General features: G+C 35.3%; 18 protein-coding genes. 8 read left to right on the top strand and 10 right to left on the bottom strand.

The window, feature by feature from the left end; translation table 11 throughout:
- Window positions 1-180 precede the first annotated feature (180 nt).
- On the bottom strand, window positions 181-642 hold the full coding sequence (locus BZG02_RS02535; protein WP_101259831.1) for a Rieske (2Fe-2S) protein: 462 nt from the start codon (window positions 640-642) through the stop codon (window positions 181-183).
- Window positions 643-732: 90 nt separating this feature from the next.
- Here BZG02_RS02535 and BZG02_RS02530 point away from each other — a divergent pair, with 90 nt between their 5' ends.
- The 3 genes from BZG02_RS02530 to BZG02_RS02520 all read left to right on the top strand — a co-directional run bounded on the left by BZG02_RS02530 (window position 733) and on the right by BZG02_RS02520 (window position 2,261).
- Window positions 733-1,185: a hypothetical protein gene (locus BZG02_RS02530; RefSeq protein WP_101259830.1), complete on the top strand. Its 453-nt coding sequence runs from the start codon at window positions 733-735 to the stop codon at window positions 1,183-1,185.
- A 179-nt stretch (window positions 1,186-1,364) separates the two neighbouring features.
- Complete coding sequence (gene greA, locus BZG02_RS02525) at window positions 1,365-1,838, top strand: transcription elongation factor GreA (protein WP_101259829.1); 474 nt, start codon at window positions 1,365-1,367, stop codon at window positions 1,836-1,838.
- Window positions 1,839-1,865: 27 nt separating this feature from the next.
- Entirely contained in the window at window positions 1,866-2,261 is a 396-nt protein-coding gene (locus BZG02_RS02520) for an HIT family protein (protein ID WP_101259828.1), read from the top strand.
- A 66-nt stretch (window positions 2,262-2,327) separates the two neighbouring features.
- Here the strand turns inward: BZG02_RS02520 and ruvC are convergent, their stop codons facing one another.
- The 7 genes from ruvC to rplU form a co-directional block, all read right to left on the bottom strand.
- Complete coding sequence (gene ruvC, locus BZG02_RS02515) at window positions 2,328-2,879, bottom strand: crossover junction endodeoxyribonuclease RuvC (protein ID WP_245868047.1); 552 nt, start codon at window positions 2,877-2,879, stop codon at window positions 2,328-2,330.
- Window positions 2,872-3,765 carry a DMT family transporter gene (locus BZG02_RS02510; protein WP_101259826.1) on the bottom strand — a complete coding sequence of 298 codons (894 nt, stop codon included), beginning with the start codon at window positions 3,763-3,765 and terminating at the stop codon, window positions 2,872-2,874. Before BZG02_RS02510 ends, ruvC begins: the two co-directional genes overlap by 8 nt.
- Before the next feature lie 11 nt (window positions 3,766-3,776).
- Entirely contained in the window at window positions 3,777-4,079 is a 303-nt protein-coding gene (locus BZG02_RS02505) for a DUF4286 family protein (protein WP_101259825.1), read from the bottom strand.
- 37 nt (window positions 4,080-4,116) lie between these two features.
- Window positions 4,117-5,934, bottom strand: a complete 1,818-nt coding sequence (locus BZG02_RS02500) for a tetratricopeptide repeat protein (protein ID WP_101259824.1) — start codon at window positions 5,932-5,934, stop codon at window positions 4,117-4,119.
- Window positions 5,935-6,022: 88 nt separating this feature from the next.
- Window positions 6,023-7,297, bottom strand: coding sequence for a serine--tRNA ligase (gene serS / locus BZG02_RS02495; protein ID WP_101259823.1), 1,275 nt, complete (start codon window positions 7,295-7,297; stop codon window positions 6,023-6,025).
- A gap of 115 nt (window positions 7,298-7,412) precedes the next feature.
- Window positions 7,413-7,673, bottom strand: a complete 261-nt coding sequence (rpmA, locus tag BZG02_RS02490; protein ID WP_101259822.1) for a 50S ribosomal protein L27 — start codon at window positions 7,671-7,673, stop codon at window positions 7,413-7,415.
- Window positions 7,674-7,692: 19 nt separating this feature from the next.
- Window positions 7,693-8,004 carry a 50S ribosomal protein L21 gene (rplU, locus tag BZG02_RS02485; protein WP_101259882.1) on the bottom strand — a complete coding sequence of 104 codons (312 nt, stop codon included), beginning with the start codon at window positions 8,002-8,004 and terminating at the stop codon, window positions 7,693-7,695.
- Window positions 8,005-8,494: 490 nt separating this feature from the next.
- On the opposite strand from rplU, the gene BZG02_RS02480 reads away from it, so the two are divergent.
- Window positions 8,495-9,094, top strand: a complete 600-nt coding sequence (locus BZG02_RS02480; RefSeq protein WP_101259821.1) for a bifunctional nuclease family protein — start codon at window positions 8,495-8,497, stop codon at window positions 9,092-9,094.
- 76 nt (window positions 9,095-9,170) lie between these two features.
- Here the strand turns inward: BZG02_RS02480 and BZG02_RS02475 are convergent, their stop codons facing one another.
- Window positions 9,171-10,427 carry a nucleoside permease gene (locus tag BZG02_RS02475; protein WP_101259820.1) on the bottom strand — a complete coding sequence of 419 codons (1,257 nt, stop codon included), beginning with the start codon at window positions 10,425-10,427 and terminating at the stop codon, window positions 9,171-9,173.
- 326 nt (window positions 10,428-10,753) lie between these two features.
- Here BZG02_RS02475 and BZG02_RS02470 point away from each other — a divergent pair, with 326 nt between their 5' ends.
- Genes BZG02_RS02470 through BZG02_RS02455 form a run of 4 tightly spaced genes read left to right on the top strand, consistent with a single transcriptional unit; the run spans window position 10,754 to window position 13,894 of the window.
- Entirely contained in the window at window positions 10,754-11,731 is a 978-nt protein-coding gene (locus BZG02_RS02470; protein WP_101259819.1) for a nucleoside recognition domain-containing protein, read from the top strand.
- 16 nt (window positions 11,732-11,747) lie between these two features.
- On the top strand, window positions 11,748-12,542 hold the full coding sequence (locus BZG02_RS02465) for a thymidylate synthase (RefSeq protein WP_101259818.1): 795 nt from the start codon (window positions 11,748-11,750) through the stop codon (window positions 12,540-12,542).
- Between the two features lie 11 nt (window positions 12,543-12,553).
- On the top strand, window positions 12,554-13,039 hold the full coding sequence (locus BZG02_RS02460; RefSeq protein WP_101259817.1) for a dihydrofolate reductase: 486 nt from the start codon (window positions 12,554-12,556) through the stop codon (window positions 13,037-13,039).
- A 6-nt stretch (window positions 13,040-13,045) separates the two neighbouring features.
- Entirely contained in the window at window positions 13,046-13,894 is an 849-nt protein-coding gene (locus BZG02_RS02455) for a hypothetical protein (RefSeq protein ID WP_101259816.1), read from the top strand.
- Window positions 13,895-13,924: 30 nt separating this feature from the next.
- Here the strand turns inward: BZG02_RS02455 and clpX are convergent, their stop codons facing one another.
- Entirely contained in the window at window positions 13,925-15,139 is a 1,215-nt protein-coding gene (gene clpX / locus BZG02_RS02450) for an ATP-dependent Clp protease ATP-binding subunit ClpX (protein ID WP_101259815.1), read from the bottom strand.
- Between the last annotated feature and the right edge of the window lie 60 nt (window positions 15,140-15,199).

The raw sequence follows: 15,199 nt of genomic DNA, 5'->3' as shown, positions 1-15,199 counted from the left end.
TTAGATTAATTAGGTGAATTCCCTATCAAATTATGCATTATTATATAGTAAGTCAAGACTTTACAGATTTAAATCAATTCGGAGTGAACTTTATTATATTTTGATTGTATCCTTATTTTCTTATTTTTAAACTGTGAAACTTAGTGATGTGGTAAAGGATGCTTTTTTAATGAAATCAATTTAGTTGCTAACACTAAGGGTGTTGTTTCCAGAGGAATAACTGCTTCGATACTCTTTTAGTTGATATTCTGCAACCGAATTATTAAAAGGCCATCCGCCGGTTAAAAGACTAAATTTACTTTCACAAACAGGGCATTTGGCATAGGTACCGTCTATTTCGAGATGTTCTTCGGATTCTGGATCGTGAGTGCAGGAGGCATCGAATACAACAAATTGAGACGTGCTGGTTCTTACAACAATAAATCCATGTCCGTTATATCCTGTTGAAGCTCCTATTTCATCAAAGTAAAGGGCATTCCCAACAGAATTTAGTTCACTATAAAAATCCAGATAAATAGTCCCTTTCACGTAAGAATAAGGTATTATCTCATCTACATTCGTATCCTTACTGCACGAACAAAAAGTAGTATTGAACAGGAGGAAAAGAAAAAAATATTGTAAATTTGATTTATTGATTTTCATAGTCGTTTACTTTTTATAACGTAAGTGTTGTCGATATTAGTGTTGGCGACGGCAAAACTAAGTTTTTTTAACCATTCTAATTGTATCCGCATGGACGAAAGTTGGGGGAATATATTATACTATGTTTTTATAGCAATCTTTGTTATTGTTGGTGCGCTCAAAAAAAAGAAGCCGGTGGCTGTTCTTCCTCCCGATGATGGAGAAGTACTGCAGCAAGACCAAACGGAAAATCCGGGAGGATTGGAAACACTTTTTGAGAGCTTGCTGGGCAATGAAATACCTAAACCTTACGTTGAACCTATACAGGAGACAAGTCCCGAACCCGAGGAAACAATGATGCAGGAATATGCACGATTGCAAAAAAAGAAGGAAGAAGCTCGGATGGAGGCAAAGGGAGAGGAAAAAGAATCCGTCTTTTCCGATTTAAAATCGATTTACAATAAAAAAGTTGAGCAGGAGGAGTTGGAGATAGAGGAGGAAGAGGGAATTGATTGGCGACAAGCAATTATTTACAAAGAGATTTTAGATAGAAGGTACACCTAAAGCAAAAAAAAAGAATACTTTTATTGATTCGTGTTATTTGTTGCAGGCTAAGCTTCATTCTATGCGAAATTTGTATATTTGTAGCCGGAAGAGTTTCGAAGTATCGAAATTCTTTTTGTTTTTTAGATCATTGTTGATCAAATTGATTAGAATTATAAGAATTTAAATAGGAGGGAATTATGTCTGGTTATTCATATGTAACAGCCGAAGGACTAAAAAAACTAAGAGCAGATGTGGAATATCTTGAGACGATAGAGCGTCCTAATATTTCCAAACAAATCGGTGAAGCTATCGACAAGGGAGATTTGTCGGAAAATGCGGAATACGATGCTGCAAAAGAAGCACAAGGTTTATTGGAAGCTAAAATTTCACAATTAAGAGGTATTCTTGCAAACAGTCGAGTTATTGACGAGACGAAAATTGATACTTCAAAAGTGCAAATGATGACGAAAGTTACCATTAAGAATCAAAAAAATGGAGCGGTAATGACCTACACTTTGGTGTCCGAAACCGAGGCCGATTTTAAGAAAGGGAAGTTATCAATTAATACGCCAATTGCTAAAGGTTTAATAGGTAAAGTTATTGGTGATGTTGTTGAAATTCAAGTCCCTAATGGTTTAATTCCATTTGAGATTATCGATATTTCCTTGTAATTGCAAACAGTTTAAATACACAAAAATATGGCTTCAATTTTCACAAAAATAGTTAATGGCGAAATTCCTTGCCACAAAATTGCTGAGGATGAAAACTATTTTGCCTTTTTAGATATTAGTCCTTTGGCTTTAGGTCATACACTTGTAATTCCTAAACAAGAGGTGGATTATATTTTCGATTTGGACGATGAGGTTTTATGTGGATTGAATTTATTCGCTAAGCGTGTTGCGAAGGCAATTGAGAAAACTGTTGAGTGCAAAAGAATTGGAATTGCTGTTATTGGCATAGAAGTACCTCATACTCATGTTCATTTAGTACCTATAAATAATGTTGGCGATTTAAATTTTGCGAATCCAAAATTAGAAATCTCTGCCGATAAATTGGCAGAAATTGCCACTGAAATAAGAGGGAATTTTAAATAGATGTAATTCTTACAATTTAGATAGTAGCCACTTTATGAGTGGCTTTTTTTTGTCTTTAATTTTAAATTATTTAACCCTATCCGGGTTTTTTTTCACAAAGTCAGCCCAGGATTTTGGTTTACTGGCAGAGGTAATAGCGTTGGCCTGAAAAAAGTGGCACATTGCAATTGCAATAGCATCGGTTTCATCTAAATTTTGTGGAAATTCTTTCAGATTAAAAAAACGTTGCAGAACGGTTGCTAATTGTTCTTTGGAGGCAAGTCCGGTTCCAGTAATGGCAAGTTTAATTTTTTTCGGGGCATACTCAAAAATAGGAATGTTACGATGTAATGCTGCGGATATCGCAACCCCTTGAGCTCTTCCCAATTTCAACATCGATTGAACATTTTTGCCAAAAAATTGCGATTCAATTGCCAATTCGTCTGGTTTGTATTCATCAATTACCTGCAGTGTGCGTTGAAAAATTTTCTGCAGTTTAATGTAAGGGTCGCTAATTTTTTTGAGATCTAAGACACCAGAAACCAAGATTTGTGGTTTTTTGTCAACAATTCTTATTAGTCCGTAGCCCATTAAATTGGTGCCTGGATCAATTCCCATAATTATTCTGTCGTTACTCAATGGTGTTGGATTTTCGAATAAACTTCTGCAAAACGATACCTAAAATAATAAGTGTTAGACCTGCAAGAGTACTAAGATAGATAGATTCTCCGATAATTAAATGTACAAACAACAAGGAAACAAACGGGCTTAAAAAAACCAGATTGCTGATTTTATCGGTAGAACTTGTAATTTTTAATGCTTTTAACCAGAATACATATGCAATTCCGCATTCTACCACTCCAATATATACAGCAGCTAAAATACTTTTGTTATCTGGAATTTGAAAGTCGGAAAAAAGAAACATACAGATGGAAATGTAAATAAATCCGAATATAAAATTCAGAAAAAGCTTCTCTATTTCTTCTCGGTGGTCGCGAACATTATACAGCCAGAATAAAGCCCAGAACAGTGAACTAGACAGAGCTAGAACTACTCCAAAGGTATCTGGGGTTTGAATAGAGCTAAAAGAGCCTCTGTTAGCAATCACTAAAACACCCGAAAAACTTACTATTATGCATAAGATACTTTGCCATCCGATTTTTTGTTTTAGCAGTGGAATGGAAAGAAGTACCAAGCTGATTGGCCAGATATAATTGAGACTTAAGGCAAATTGAGCCGGTAGTATCGAGTAGGCTTTTAAAAGTACCAGATAGTATAAAAAGGGATTAAAAAAACCTAATCCTGCCGATCGAAGATAGTCATTCGCTTTGCCACGAAAAGCTTTTTGTAGTTGCGATTTGTATAGTAGTATGCTAGCTAGAAAAAGCATTGCCACTCCCGATGAAATTAGCAGAAGATGAAGAAAATCCATGCCATTTAGCGCAATCTTAAATGCGGTAGCCACGGTCGACCAGCAAAGAATTGCAGCTAAGGCGTAAATGTATGCTTTCTTCTGAGCTTCCAATTATTCGAAAATTAAGCTTCTTCCAACAAGGATGAAAAACTCATCACTTGGTTTCTGTATTTTGCTTCGAAAACCGCTTTGGTTCTAGGCTCAAAACTAGTATGATATTTAGAGAATAGTTCCTTATTTTTAAATAAAAGTTGAAGCGAATAGGTCAAACCTTCGCCTTCGGTTACCACCATTACTTTACAAAAATAATTGGAAGAAAAAGTCCCGGTTTCTTTTAGTAAAGGAATAAATTTGGTTTTCATCCATTCACAAAATTCTTTTTCCATCGAATTTTCAATCAAATAGCTTGTATTGTAGATAATCATTGTGCTCAATTTGTGTTTTGGCAAAGGTATTTAAATTTTATTTTCTTTGCTCACTTAATTTTTTCCGCGCCTCAACTGAGTAGATACTGTCTGAATATTCGGTAACAATATTTTTGTAGTTTGCCATTGCTTTGTCAGTTTCATCACGTTTCTCAAACATTTCTCCTTGTATGTATAATGCCTTTGCCGCAAGAATTTCGTAAGGATGTTCTTCTATAATTTTGGACAAAGCCAAAAGTGCTTGTTCAGGCTTATTGGTATGCTTAAAAATTTCGTATTGCAGAAAATAAACTTCGTCAGTAAGCGAATGTCCCGGATGATTTTTAAGCAATTCTTCTAGCTTAAGAATGGCTTGGGAATCTTTTGCCTGATACATCAGAAATTCGGCTTCTGCATAAGTCTTCATTGCAGTATAGCTGGTATCTAAGGTAGTGTTGTCGCTAATTAATTGCGATAGAGCAATAGCATCGTTGGCTATCAATTTCGAGGTACTTCCTTTGAGAGCATCCAGTTGAGCTTTCGCCCATTTTAATTCTCCCATATAGTAGGATACTCTTGCTTTTTTAAATTTTGCTTCGAAGCCAATCGTATTATTTTTGTCCGATTTTTCTATTTGAGAGTACAACAAAATAGCATCCCATTTTTCGTTGGTAAAAAGTTTTATATCCGCTAATTCAAGTTTTAACTCCGATTTATTTTGCTGACTAAGTCCAGAACCAGTCAATGCTTTTTCCAAGACTTCAATAGATTTAGCAGCTTGGTCTAAATAGAAAGAATTGATGTGTGCATATTGAATTAATGCAGAGCTGTTTAAGGAGGAACTATTTGCTTCCGAAAAGAATTTTTTATATTGTTCGGAAAGTTCGGTCCATGAAGTTTTCGGAACTGTACTTTGTTGTTGTAACAGAAGGTATTGTGTTTCCAATGCTCCCAAGCGGGCGTTTAAATAGTTAGGCGAATCGCTTCCTTTATCAACAACATGTTGATAACAGGTAAGTGCGGTTTCAAAATCATCATTTGTTTTTGCTGCAGTGGCTAAATCTAGCAAACGCGAACCATCTTCTTTTCCGATTAAATCGATGGCTCTTGCCTGGGTAAAAGCAGCTTTAAACTGTTTTTTTTGCATAAAATACCATTGCAACAATTCTTTAAAACTTACATTTTCTGTCTCGCTTTGTATTTTTTCTAATAATTGATTTTTTAAGATAGGATCTAAACTTGAATTAATATCCTGAATAAGTGCCGATTGTAAATGGTTTTGCACCAATTTAATTTGGCTTGGATCTACCGAAAGGGCAAGTAGGTATTCCGAAACCATTTTTTCAAAATCTCTTTGAGCCAGAAAAATAGTAGCCATTTCGAGGTGGAAAAGGTGTTCCTGTTGCAGAAGAATTTGTCCTTTTTCGTAAGTTTTTATAGCATATTCGTATTCGCGTTTTCGAACAAAGGCATTCGCAAGATTAGTAATTTCAGTTTTTACAGGAATTAGTTTCTCTAAAACTTCATTGTATTGCGCCACACTTTTAGTATTCTCGCCTGCAGTTTTGTACACAAATCCAAGGTCAATTAAAAAGCTTCGATCGTCTTGATTTTTTTTAATTTCTTTTTTGATGGCTTTTTCGGCTTCCTGATAATCTTCAAGTTGAAGTAAACAATCAATATAATAATTGAAATAAGTTCGCGATCGTGTTAGCTTGTGCAGATTAAAAAATAGGGAAGCGGCAGGTCGGTATTCTTTATCCCGAAAGTAGTTAAAAGCCAATTGACTTTCTGTTTGGATATTGTTTTGCGAATAAGCGTATTCAGATCCTAAAATAGAAAATAGAATAAAAATACTTACAATGAATTTTTTCAAAGCTGTTGAATTAAGAAGTTACCACAGTCAAAAATATAAAAAAAGCCCGGTTGTTTAGAACCAGGCCTTAAAATTAAGTAAATATCTTTTAGTCGATTAGCTCAAAACCAGTGAATGGGACTAATACTTTTGGTATTCTAATTCCTTCAGGAGTTTGATTGTTTTCCAACAAGGCAGCAACAATTCTAGGCAATGCAAGTGCACTTCCGTTTAGAGTATGCGCCAATTCGGGCTTCTTCATATCCTTGCCTTTGTATCGTAATTTTAAACGATTCGATTGATACGCTTCAAAATTAGAAACCGAACTTACTTCCAACCATTTGTCTTGTGCGGCAGAATAAACTTCGAAATCGAAAGTAAGAGCTGCTGTAAAACTAGTATCACCACCACATAAGCGAAGTAATCGATAAGGAAGTCCTAGTTTTTGAATCAAGCTTTCCACGTGTGCTACCATTCCTTCAAGAGCCTCATAAGATTTATCAGGATGCTGAAGTTGAACAATTTCTACTTTATCGAATTGATGAAGGCGATTTAAACCACGTACATCTTTTCCGTACGATCCAGCTTCTCTTCTAAAACAAGCAGAATATGCGGTATTTTTAACCGGAAAATCTTCCTCTTTTAAAATAACATCGCGGTAAATATTCGTTACCGGAACTTCAGCAGTTGGTATTAAATACAAATTATCTTCGGTTACATGATACATTTGACCTTCTTTATCAGGCAATTGTCCAGTTCCGTATCCCGAAGCTTCGTTAACAACCAATGGAGGGATAACTTCTTCGTAGCCAGCTTTTCGGTTTTCATCCAAAAAGAAATTGATTAAAGCTCTCTGAAGAATTGCACCTTTACCTCGGTATAGAGGAAAACCAGCTCCGGTAATTTTATTTCCCAGTTCGAAATCAATAATATTGTACTTCTTCGCTAATTCCCAGTGAGGAATTGCAGCATCGTGCAATTTTGGAAGTTCGCCACAAGTTTTTTCAATTACATTTTCATTTTCACCTTTTCCTGCAGGAACAGATGAATGCGGTGTATTTGGAATTTGAAGCAACAATTCGGTTAATTCTTGAATAGTATTATTCTGAATCGTAGTTAATTCGGCAATAGAATCCTTTAACTCTCCGGTTTTTTCTTTTGCAGCATTGGCCTCTTCAGCTTTTCCATTCTTAAAAAGCATTCCGATTTCTTTCGACAAACCGTTCATTTCAGCCAGAGTGGCGTCTAATTTTACTTGGCTTTCTTTTCTTTTTTCGTCAAGAACGATAATCTTCCCGATAATTTCGTTTGCATCGAAATTCTTGATTTTTAAAGCCTTAATGGCTTCGTCCTTATTCTCCTGTAGGTATTTGAGGCTTAGCATCAGTATCTTTTGTAAATGATTATATCTATAAGTTTCAGGCTATAAAAATAAAAAAATCTCCTGTCTTTATACGAAATAAAGCAGGAGATTTAAATATTTTAAAGCTAAATAATATCTACTCAGCTAAAGGTTCAATAGAAATAAAAGATTTATTATCTCTTTTCTTTTTAAAAACTACAGTTCCATTAATTAGTGCGAAAAGAGTATGGTCTCTACCAATACCTACATTCTCACCTGGATTGTGTTTTGTTCCTCTTTGACGAACAAGGATGTTTCCAGCTTTAGCAAATTGCCCGCCAAAAATCTTAACTCCTAATCGCTTACTTTCCGATTCTCTACCGTTTCTAGAACTACCGGCTCCTTTTTTATGTGCCATTTTGTTATATTTTTAAGGATTAAGCAACAATTTCTTCAATTTGAATTTGTGAAAGGTCCTGACGGTGTCCGTTCAGTTTTCTGTATCCTTTTCTTCTTTTCTTTTTGAATACTTTTACCTTATCACCTCTCATGTGAGATATAACTTTAGCAGTTACTTTTGCTCCTTCAACTGTTGGAGCACCAACTACGATCTCACCATCTTTATCCACTAAAAGTACTTTAGGGAACTCAACTTGTCCACCTTCTTCAGCAGAAAGTCTGTGAACAAAAATCTTTTGGTCTTTTTCAACTTTGAATTGCTGACCAGCGATTTCTACAATTACGTACATTATTTCTAATTTTACGATTTGTTCCAGGGGGTGGGCCATTTTAAACATTAAATTTACCTCTTGGTGAACCCCCGAAGAATTTTATTTCGGATTGCAAAAATAAAAAAGAATAATCGATAAACAAAGTTTTCTTCTTGTAAATGAACTCTTTTGCATATTTTTTTTTCAATTTGACGAAATAACAGCTTTATTTTATCAAATTTAAATGGGATATTCGAAAAGTTTCTCTAACTAGTTTTGGATTTTTTTGGCTATAATATGTATCTTCATAGGTAGGAGAATAGGAAGCCAATTATTGCTATTTTTTTGCGCCCTAAAAAGGAAAGAGATGTAGCAGATTTATTAGTTTTCAGAAGAATTATACTGGTTAAAGAGAGTAAAATAAGCGCGTAAAGTTAATTTTGAGTAATAAGCTCGGCTTATTGTTAATAGTCAATTAAAAACAATTATTATATTTGTTAATTGATAGCTGAAAAAAAGAGGAGTTTTTATGGGGAAGATAAAACTGAATGTTTTAGGATTGTCGTACAGTCAGACACAAACAGGAGCTTATGCACTTGTATTGTCGGAAGAGGATGGAGCTAGAAGAATACCTATAATTATTGGTGGGGTAGAAGCACAATCTATTGCGATTCAATTGGAGGAATTAGAACCTCCTCGTCCGTTAACTCACGATCTTTTTAAAAGTTTTGCAGAAGCCTTTGGAGTGAGTGTGGTCGAAGTAAATATTTATCGGTTAGAAGAGGGTATTTTTTATTCGGAATTGATTTGTGAAAAAGGACCTAGTCGAATTCGTATTGACTCCCGGACATCAGATGCTGTTGCTATAGCTTTACGTTTTAGATGTCCGATTTTTACCACCGAAGAAATAATTGAAAAAGCAGGAATCGTATTAAGTATTGAGGGAGAAGCGGAAGATCCATTGATTTCTAGTCAGCCGGAGAGTGAAGTCTCTAAGCCTGAGAAAAGGAGCCAGTTTACAGAATATTCAGTATCACAACTAGATGGTTTGTTGGAGGATGCAATTCGCGATGAAGATTATGAGAGAGCCTCTTTAATTCGTGATGAAATTGGTCGGAGAGGTGAATAGGTTGAAAAAAAAGTGATCTATAAATAACAAAAAAGGCAAGCGTAGGCTTGCCTTTTTTAGTATACTATCTATAATATTAATGGCTTATTTTGCCAAGTTCTTCAGGTTTGTGTTTGTGCTTAAATAAAATGGCGAAGAAAATAGCGATTACCAATGAGTAGATTGCAAATGAATTCCAAATATCCATCCAAACAAACTTTCCTTCACTATTTGTAAAGAATATACTAATAAGAAGACCACTTAACCAGGAACCAAGAATAGCACCAAATCCATTGGTCATCATCATAAATAAACCTTGAGCACTAGCTCTTGTACTTGCATCGCATTGTGTTTCTACAAATAAAGAACCCGAAATATTGAAGAAATCGAATGCCATACCGTAAATAATACAGGAAAGAATGATCATCCAAAGGCCACCTTCAGGATCACCATATGCGAATAAACCAAAACGAAGTACCCATGCTACCATTGAAATTAACATTACTTTTTTAATTCCAAATTGTTTTAGGAAGAAAGGAATGGCTAGAATAAATAATGTTTCTGAAATTTGAGAAATAGACATGATGATGGTAGAGTAGCGAACTACAAACGAATCGGCATATTGAGGTATTTCCTTAAATTCAGAAAGGAATAGATCTCCGTACATGTTGGTTAATTGCAACGCGGCGCCTAAGAACATCGAGAATACAAAGAACATCGCCATTTTAGAGTTCTTAAATAATTTAAAGGCGTTTAATCCTAATGTTTCGGTTAATGATGCTCCACTTTCACCTTGGTTTTGAGGTTTACATTGCGGCATTGTAAACGAATATACAGCTAAAACTATCGCGGCGAATGCTGCAATGTAGAATTGATGATGAGTAGCTTTAAATCCACTTAAATTAGTTACCCACATAGCTACAATGAAACCGATAGTTCCCCAAACTCGAATAGGAGGAAAAACCTTGATTACATCGTAGTTGTTATTTTTTAAAATGGTATAAGAAATAGAATTCATTAAAGCGATGGTTGGCATGTAACAAATCATTGCGACCAAAACAACCGAAATAAATACAGTGGAATCGTCAACGTAGGGTAATGCTGCCAGTGCAATTCCGCCAAACAAATGAAGAATACCGTATAATTTTTCTGCATTGATCCAGCGATCAGCAATAATACCAGTAAGTGTTGGCATAAACAGGGAGGAAATTCCCATGGTAGAGAAAACGGCACCAAATTCTGTTGGCGACCAATGTTTCGTTCCAAACCAATAATTTGCAATGGTTATCAACCAAGCTCCCCAAACAAAAAATTGCAGGAAGTTCATTACTATCAGACGATTCTTTATGCCCATAACGATGTTATTAAAAATAGGTTAGTATTTGCACAGTCTTACTGCTTATTGGTTGTTTTGTAGTATCAGTATGAGATTTATTTAAAGATTACTGAATAAAGATGAATAGCAGTCCTCTTTTGAAAACCAGAAGTGTCAAAACTAACTAAAAAATTAGATTCTTAAAACTCCAAGATTGCATTTTTATGACAATTACAAGTGAAATGAATAGATTCTATATAGTGTAGTCTTATTATTTTGTGAAGGAATTCGGAAATGTATCTGGAAAGGAGGACTATTAATTAATTGAAAAAAGTATTTTTGTATTTCATCCAAGTTGATTTAAAATGATTCATAAAAGTTCGGTTGAGACTCAAAATCACGTAGCGAAAGCTAAAGTTATTGCTGCCGTTAGGGAATCTATTCCAAAAGCTTACACTACCACAAAATGGCTTTTAAGTATTATGATTCCGGTTTCTTTTGGTGTATTATTACTTAATTACACGGGAATATTGGCTATGGTTTCGGCTTATCTTACTCCTGCATTCGAGTACATGGGTTTACCAGGCGAATCGGCATTTGTCTTGTTAACTAGTATTTTTACGAATATTTATACGGCTATTGCTGTAATTACCAGTTTAGAGTTGGAGGGAAGAGTAGTAACCATTTTGGCGGCGATGTGTTTAGTGGCACATGGTTTTGTTATTGAGACAGCAGTTTTAAAAAAAACCGGTTCATCGATGCTACGAATGATTCTATTAAGATTGCTGGGTAGTTTTGCGCTAGGTTTGTTTTTAAATTGGGCCTTACCGGCAGATTCTTTTCAAGCACATTCTAGTGTTTTGGTTCAGCAGGAAACCTTTACAGCGATGTTTATAACTTGGCTTTGGTCGTCATTGATTCTAAGTGTGAAAGTGATCGTTCTGATTACTTTATTAATGATTTTACAACGGATACTGGAAGTTTTTGGAGTCATAAAATTCTTGTCGCGAGTATTGGCACCTTTGCAGGCAATAATGGGATTGCCGAATTCAACCTCGTTTTCGTGGATTGTTGCCAATACTTTAGGATTAGCTTATGGTTCCGCCATTATGATTGAGCAAGTTGATAAAGGACAGATGACTAAATCGGATGCCGATTTGTTAAATCATCATATTGCTGTATCTCATTCGCAGTTAGAGGATCCACTGCTATTTGCCGCTATTGGCGTACCCTTGGGTTGGTTAATTATTCCTCGTCTGGTTTTAGGAATTATAGTGGTTTGGTTATATCGGTTCGAACTATATATCAGGAAGTCCTTAAATAGTTTTATCTTTAAAAATTAAAATTCGACAATTAGTTATGCAACAATATCTTCACTTATTAGAAAGAGTTCTCGAAGAAGGGAATAAGAAGGAAGACAGAACAGGAACCGGGACAGTAAGTGTTTTTGGACATCAAATGCGCTTCGATTTATCCAAAGGCTTTCCACTTTTAACCACTAAAAAGCTTCATCTTAAATCAATTATTCATGAATTACTTTGGTTTTTAGATGGAGATACCAACGTAAAATACCTTCAGGATAATGGGGTTCGAATTTGGAACGAATGGGCCGATGAAAACGGCGATTTAGGTCATGTTTACGGATACCAGTGGAGATCTTGGCCCAAAAGTAATGGCGAAGCTATCGATCAAATCACGCAAGTGGTGCACGATATTAAAAATAATCCCAATTCAAGAAGGCTAATTGTAAGTGCTTGGAATCCTGCAGACATCGAGAATATGGCTTTACCACCATGTCATGCGTTGTTTCAATTTTACGTAGCTAATGGCAAACTTTCTTGTCAGCTGTACCAGCGCAGTGCCGATATATTTTTGGGAGTTCCCTTTAATATAGCTTCCTATGCTATTTTAACCATGATGATGGCTCAAGTGTGTAATTTAGAGCCAGGTGAATTTGTACATACGCTTGGCGATGCACATATTTATTTGAACCATCTAGATCAGGTAAAATTACAATTGTCAAGAAAACCAAAAGATCTTCCGGTACTGAAAATAAATCCAGAAGTAAAAAGCATATTCGATTTTAAATTTGAGGATTTTAGTCTGGAAAACTACAATCCGCATCCGCATATTAAAGGAGCAATTTCCGTTTAAAACTATAAATTATGAATATATCCATTATTGTTGCCGTTTCTCGAAATCAGGTAATTGGAAAAGATAATCAGTTAATTTGGAAATTATCTGCCGATTTAAAACGTTTCAAAGCCTTAACAACCGGGCATACCATTATTATGGGACGAAAAACTTTCGAATCAATTGGAAAACCATTGCCAAATAGAACTTCAGTAATTATTACCCGTCAAGCGGATTATGCGGTGGAAGGTTGTGTGGTTGCTAATTCCTTAGAGGAAGCTCTTGCAAAATCTGCTGATCAGGAGGAAGTTTTTATAATTGGAGGTGGAACAATTTATAAGGAAGCGATAGCGATGGCTAATAAGGTTTACTATACAAAAGTTCATAAAAATTTTGAGGGAGATACTTTTTTTCCAGTGATGGATACAAAAGAATGGGAGTCAGTGAATCGAAAAGACTGTTTGCCAGATGAAAAAAATGAATTTCCTTATTCGTTTATTGATTACGTAAGAAAATAAAAATATATGAGGCGTTTTATTTTAGGAGTAACATTATCCATTGGTATTTTACTTGTGAATTCATGTTCTACAGGATCCGATCCGGAAGATGTTATTTTGGATGTATTTTCGGTTCCGGCAGAGCTTAGCTTGCAAATTGAAAATTCGTTTAACGATTTGGCCATGGATGTGAATGGTATTGTAATGCATAAATTGGCATTTGAAGGCGATTTTATCACTACAAATGTAGCAACCTGCCTAACGGCTTCGGTTCATCGGAATGCGACGACTTCGGTGCTCGATTCAGTGGTGTTGGATTATGGAACCTCTACCTGTTCGTCGAATGGTGCCGCTTTTAAAGGAAAAGTAGTGGTCGATCCAATTGATGAAACTTTAAAGACGTTTGATATTCGTTTAACCGATTTTTATTCCTATGGGTATAACATATCAGGAACAATATCGTTTCAAATAACTGGAAAAACAGATGGGAATGATTTTAGCATGACAATGGAAAATGCTAAAGTTTTAATTACGGGAACCGATGATGTGGTTTATACGATTTCAGTAGCGAACATTAGTAATGTGTATACTTTTTTAAAGAATGAAGACGGTTCATCTACCTATATTGATGATGTTTTTCAGTTTACAACCAGCCTTACCGGAGAAACTCCCGATGGGGTGACTTTTAACCTGGAAAGTAGCAGCGACTTAATTTATGCTTACTCTTGCAAGAATATTATAGGTGGGAAGGCTTCTTTAACTTTAAGTGATGTTGGCGATGGTGAAGTCAATTTCGGAGGAGGAGATCCTGAATTGGATTGTGATGCGAAAGTAAATTTAAGCGCATCAGGAGCAAATATTACAATTACATTATAAAGAAAAAAGCCGGATATTATCCGGCTTTTTCTATGCGACTTTTAAACGCTTGAGATTTATTTTTTCAAGTTTCTCACTTGCGTATTTTCTGTCAATATCAATTTTTTTCTGATCGCTTGTTGGTAATTCAAACATGGCATCAATCATGATGGCTTCGCAGATAGATCGTAATCCGCGGGCTCCAAGTTTAAATTCCAGGGCTTTATCAACAATATACTCCAAAGCATCATCTTCAAATACTAATTCAATATCGTCTATTTTAAATAGCTTGGTGTATTGTTTTAAAATTGCATTTTTTGGAACCGTAAGAATATTGCGTAATGCTTTTCTGTCCAAAGGCTCCAAGTACGTTAGAACAGGCAAACGTCCAATTATCTCAGGAATCAAACCAAAAGATTTTAAATCTTGTGGAGCAATGTATTGCAATAGATTATCCTGATCAATTTGTTCTTTTTCTTTGTTGGCATTAAATCCAACAATCTGAGTATTTAATCGTTGTGCAATTTTTCTTTGAATACCATCAAAAGCACCACCACAAATAAATAGAATGTTTTTGGTGTTTACAGGTATCATTTTCTGATCTGGATGTTTTCTTCCTCCTTGTGGCGGAACATTCACAACCGATCCTTCCAATAATTTAAGCAAACCTTGCTGAACTCCTTCGCCCGAAACATCTCTGGTAATAGAAGGATTGTCGCTTTTTCTGGCAATTTTATCTATTTCATCAATAAATACAATTCCTTTTTCAGCAGCTGTAATATCGTAATCCGATGCTTGCAGCAATCGTGTTAGGATCGATTCGATATCTTCTCCTACGTAACCAGCTTCGGTTAGTACGGTGGCATCAACAATAGTAAAAGGAACGTGAAGCATTTTGGCAATTGTTCGAGCCAATAAAGTTTTACCTGTCCCGGTTTCACCAACAAGAATAATATTTGATTTTTCAATCTCTATATCCTCGTCGTCTTTTTCTTGAAGCAATCTTTTGTAATGATTATATACTGCAACCGCAAGATATTTTTTTGCATCATCCTGTCCAATTACATATTGATCAAGAAAAGCTTTAATTTCTGTTGGTTTTAATAATTGAATCTCTTTTAGGTTGATATCAGTACGATTCTTTAATTCTTCCTGTACAATAGCGTAGGCTTGTTCGATACAGCTATCGCAGATATGACCGCTGATTCCAGCAATTAGAAGATTTGTATCTTTCTTTTCTCTCCCACAAAACGAGCATTTATCCATGTTTCTTATTTATAATACTAAAAATGCAAAGTTAAGAATTTAAATCTTAACTCTGCATTT

The sequence above is a fragment of the Labilibaculum filiforme genome, from assembly GCF_002843315.1.
Lineage (GTDB): Bacteria > Bacteroidota > Bacteroidia > Bacteroidales > Marinifilaceae > Labilibaculum > Labilibaculum filiforme.
Note: the sequence above shows the minus strand (reverse complement) of the source record. Positions and strands in the feature narration are given on the sequence as shown.